Genomic DNA, 3,580 nt, shown 5'->3' with positions numbered 1-3,580 from the left:
GGCAGCGTCAGATGCGTATAAGAGACAGATTAAATATTGCACTAGAGCAGGTAAAACAGCGTCAGCTAATATAACTAGTACTAGATAAACCCCTAATCCGTAAAATACTAAACGACGATACTGAGATTTGGGTTTCCAGAAAAATGTTCGCCAAAGTAGGTAAGTTGCGATCGCAACTGCCACGATCCACAAGACGGTGTAAGCTGGCAACTGGGCTGTGACATCGGTATAGCTGGCACCATAACTGACTCCACGGGTAGAATACACCAGTTCATAGCGACTCAGCCAATAACTAAAAGCCACTACCAGCATCAACAAGCCACCCATACCGGATAAATGACGCTGCTGCTGGGGTGAAAAACCAGGGAAAATCCCCTGACTCAAACTGTCAGCCGACAAGAGATAAGTGAGAGTAACAGCGACAAAGCCATACAAACATAATCCCATCAGCCAGAGTTCTAGCAGTTCCCAAAAGGGTAAAGAAAAGACGTAAAAGCTGATATCTCGACCAAATAAAGGCTCAGTGCTGTTGAAAAGGGTGGGGTGAAAATATTGCAGCACCTTTGCCCAGTTTTGGAATAGGATCAACCCAAAAATGGGACTGAAGAGAATTGCGATCGCAGTTAGTAAAAATTGCGGATAAATTAAGATTGCGATCGCTACTCCCCCAATTAAACCGAGATACGAGACTTGAGAGAAAATCTGCCTCAAGAGTTGCCAAATCGTCTCTGGTCGAAATAGGGCAAGAATGGGTTGACTAGCTTTATTAACTGGAGGATGCCAGTAAGAAAGAGCAATTTGACCATAGTGAGCCAGCATTAACCCGATTAACAAGCTCAATATCAGAGTTAAGGGTAATAACCAGCGCAACCTGAATGTTTGAAAGCGTTGTAACCCAAGTATCCGGGTTTTGTCGTGTCTTGGATAATTAGGACTGAGAAAATTTGTTAATTCACTGTTGAGTTCTGGTTGTTCAATATTTACAGACTGGGAATATTTTAGCCGTTGTGCTAGAGCCAGGTTTAGCAGTAGATAGGCAGCAGTTATCCCAGCCACGACTACCCACAAAATACCACGAGTCAGCAGCCTCAACAAAAATACTTGGAGATAGCCGACTTCCCGAAACCAAAAAATTTCTGCTCCCAGACGGGAACTTAGATCCAGAAGTAGCCACAGCCCCAAAAATCCGATTAATAGCCTAAAGCCCCATTTCCAATACATTGATATGTAATTTAAAAAGAACGCCAATTCTCTATTTGCAAGCCGTTTACTCTTTGAAATTATCGAACATTAGATGTTACAACAATATGATTGAGTTAGTGCTGTTGCTGCGATCAATACATCATAAGAACCGATAGGAGTACCCGCTGTTTTCAAAATACTTCTAATTTGGGCAGCTTGTTCTGCTTCTTCCACACTAAAAGGTAAAATTGTAATCGAACCTAACAATGCTTCAATCAATGATTGGATTTTTAAGGCACGTTGAGGATTGATTGCTAATCCATACTTAACCTCCATTACTGTTAAGGAGGAAATAAAAATATCTGTGGGAGTAGTAGACTTTAAGAGCTTGAGAGTATTTTTTTCTCCCTGACAAAATCACTAATTACGCAGGTATCGAGTAAATAACCCATCATTAAAACTCGATTTCGTTAGGTGGTAGCAGTTCGTCTCAGTAAGACTCAAAAATAATACTTTTTACTACACCTTGATGTTGCATAATAGTTTCTGGCCAAGTCATGGGTTTTGTTTCTAAGAAAGTAACAAAGACTCTGCTTTCAGTAATACCTTGTGGTTTTTCAGCTAGTTCGATTTTGCCATTTTTATAAATTCCTTCAATGGTTCGTAGCATTGTTTTTACCTCCTATCGAAATTCTAGTAGTATTTATAAATCAGAACGCGTAGCTTGTGATGAGGCACATTTCATGATGCCTTGTCGAACTCAATATTGAGGTGCTTCAGTGTCCGCATGAGTACGTTCGGTAAATATTGATATCCTTCTTGTGCCAAGCGAATGTCTTTTAGGCGTAGCAGCAAACGCTGATATGCAATCTGCATTTCCTTACGAGCAAGCATAGCACCCAAACAAAAATGAATCCCATGACCAAAAGATAGGTGGTTGCTGGCATTATGGCGGCGCACATCGAAACGCTCACCTTCAATAAATTTTAGCGAGTCGCGGTTAGCAGCATCGAAGCGGAGCATCACTAAAGACCCAGCTTTGAGATCGACATCTTGAAGCTTTGTATCTTCTGTCACAACTCGCCACATTCCTGCTGTCGGACTTTGCATTCGTAAAACTTCTTCAACAAAGTTATCTAACAGAGAAATATCTGTTTGTACCAACTTCATCTGCTCTTTGTTGTTTGTCAGCAACAACATCCCACCTGCGATCGCACTGGTGACAGTCTCATTACCTGCCACTAATATTTGCTGAATTATACTCAGCAGTTCAGCAGTGTCGAGCGATCGCTCTCCATCTACTTTTGCTTGTACCAAGTCAGTAATCAAATCATCTTGAGGCTGTTTTTGGCGTGACTCCATAACATCATGAAAATAATGCTGGAAAGCGACAACATCTTTAGCACACTCGATCTCTTGCTCTCTAGAAAGTATGTGGCCTAAACGCGCAATAAAAGAATCAGACCATTGCTTGAACTTCGGCAAATCTGCTTGCGGCACACCTAACTGTTGAGCAATAACTTTGAGCGGTAAGGGTACGGCAAACTCACTGACGAATTCACACTTGCCGCGATCGATAAAGCTGTCAATCAGTTCATCAACAATCTGCTCAATCAAGTCACGCATTTTGTTGATACGCGACGAGGTGAAAGCCTTATTTACCAGCGAGCGAAATCGCTCGTGTTCTGGTGGATCTGCCGTCAGTAGGGTGTTCATCTGAGGCCAGCCTTGAGCAGCAATTTTCTGCAACTCTCGATCGTGTTGTTCTTTGCCAGCTAGTAAAGCCGAGAAATTGCTAGAGAATACTCTTGTATCCTTAAGAATTTCGATCGTTAAGTCATAGCGAGTAACAAGAAAGAGTTTTGCTTCCGTTGTGGGACTTGGTAGCTCCATAATTGGTGCTTGCTCCTGTGCCAGCTTATAGAATTCATAAGGGCACACAAGCACTTCTGGATCGAAGAAGTTATAGTCTGACAGATGCTTCATGCTTCTAATGGCGATCGGTGATGGTTTGCTTTGACTGATTTTGAGTCAACATCATCTTAACAAGTTACTCACCGTCGGCTCATTGGCGATCGCAGTTTAGGTACAACGAAAACTGCAACGGTCATCAATGCAAATTCTGATGCAGCCAAAGCGCGATCGCAACTCCTAACTGTGTAAACTATTTACAAAGCTCAACTAGTCTCCCGCTATCGCAACTAAGTAACTTCCGACTTCCACCAACTAGCTTATGAAGTTGGAAGTTGAAATCGGAAGTTACTGCAACGTGCAACGGCAAGACCCGCCGCCAGCGATTATGTAACCAGGTTACAGAACTTTGCGATCTCACGAGTTTCTGGATATCCAGAAATTTAGTAAAGAGTGACTCGTGTAAACCCTTTACATATATAAACCC

The 3,580-nt window shown here is 42.2% G+C and carries 5 protein-coding genes; all 5 read right to left on the bottom strand.

Going from position 1 to position 3,580, the window contains the following annotated elements:
- Nucleotides 1-1,221 (bottom strand): UPF0182 family protein (locus tag IQ229_RS18290; RefSeq protein ID WP_194046157.1); only part of this gene is annotated, 1,221 nt, incomplete at its 3' end.
- A gap of 69 nt (nucleotides 1,222-1,290) precedes the next feature.
- On the bottom strand, nucleotides 1,291-1,518 hold the full coding sequence (locus IQ229_RS24185; RefSeq protein WP_228013548.1) for a PIN domain-containing protein: 228 nt from the start codon (nucleotides 1,516-1,518) through the stop codon (nucleotides 1,291-1,293).
- A gap of 154 nt (nucleotides 1,519-1,672) precedes the next feature.
- Nucleotides 1,673-1,852, bottom strand: a complete 180-nt coding sequence (locus IQ229_RS18280; protein ID WP_194046155.1) for a hypothetical protein — start codon at nucleotides 1,850-1,852, stop codon at nucleotides 1,673-1,675.
- 71 nt (nucleotides 1,853-1,923) lie between these two features.
- Nucleotides 1,924-3,168, bottom strand: coding sequence for a cytochrome P450 (locus IQ229_RS18275; protein ID WP_194046153.1), 1,245 nt, complete (start codon nucleotides 3,166-3,168; stop codon nucleotides 1,924-1,926).
- 178 nt (nucleotides 3,169-3,346) lie between these two features.
- Nucleotides 3,347-3,580, bottom strand: a 234-nt coding sequence (locus IQ229_RS24180) for a hypothetical protein (protein WP_228013547.1), incomplete at its 5' end; no start/stop codon positions are given.

This window comes from Nostoc cf. edaphicum LEGE 07299, assembly GCF_015207245.1.
In the GTDB taxonomy this organism is placed as follows: Bacteria; Cyanobacteriota; Cyanobacteriia; order Cyanobacteriales; family Nostocaceae; genus Nostoc; species Nostoc edaphicum_B.
The sequence above is the reverse complement of the archived record's forward strand: the minus strand, read 5'-3'. Positions and strand labels throughout refer to the sequence as shown.

Coding starts and splice junctions, on each gene's coding strand:
- IQ229_RS24185 (WP_228013548.1), bottom strand. CDS start 1,518: ATGGAGGTTAAGTATGGATTAGCAATCAATCCTCAACGTGCCTTAAAA.
- IQ229_RS18280 (WP_194046155.1), bottom strand. CDS start 1,852: ATGCTACGAACCATTGAAGGAATTTATAAAAATGGCAAAATCGAACTA.
- IQ229_RS18275 (WP_194046153.1), bottom strand. CDS start 3,168: ATGAAGCATCTGTCAGACTATAACTTCTTCGATCCAGAAGTGCTTGTG.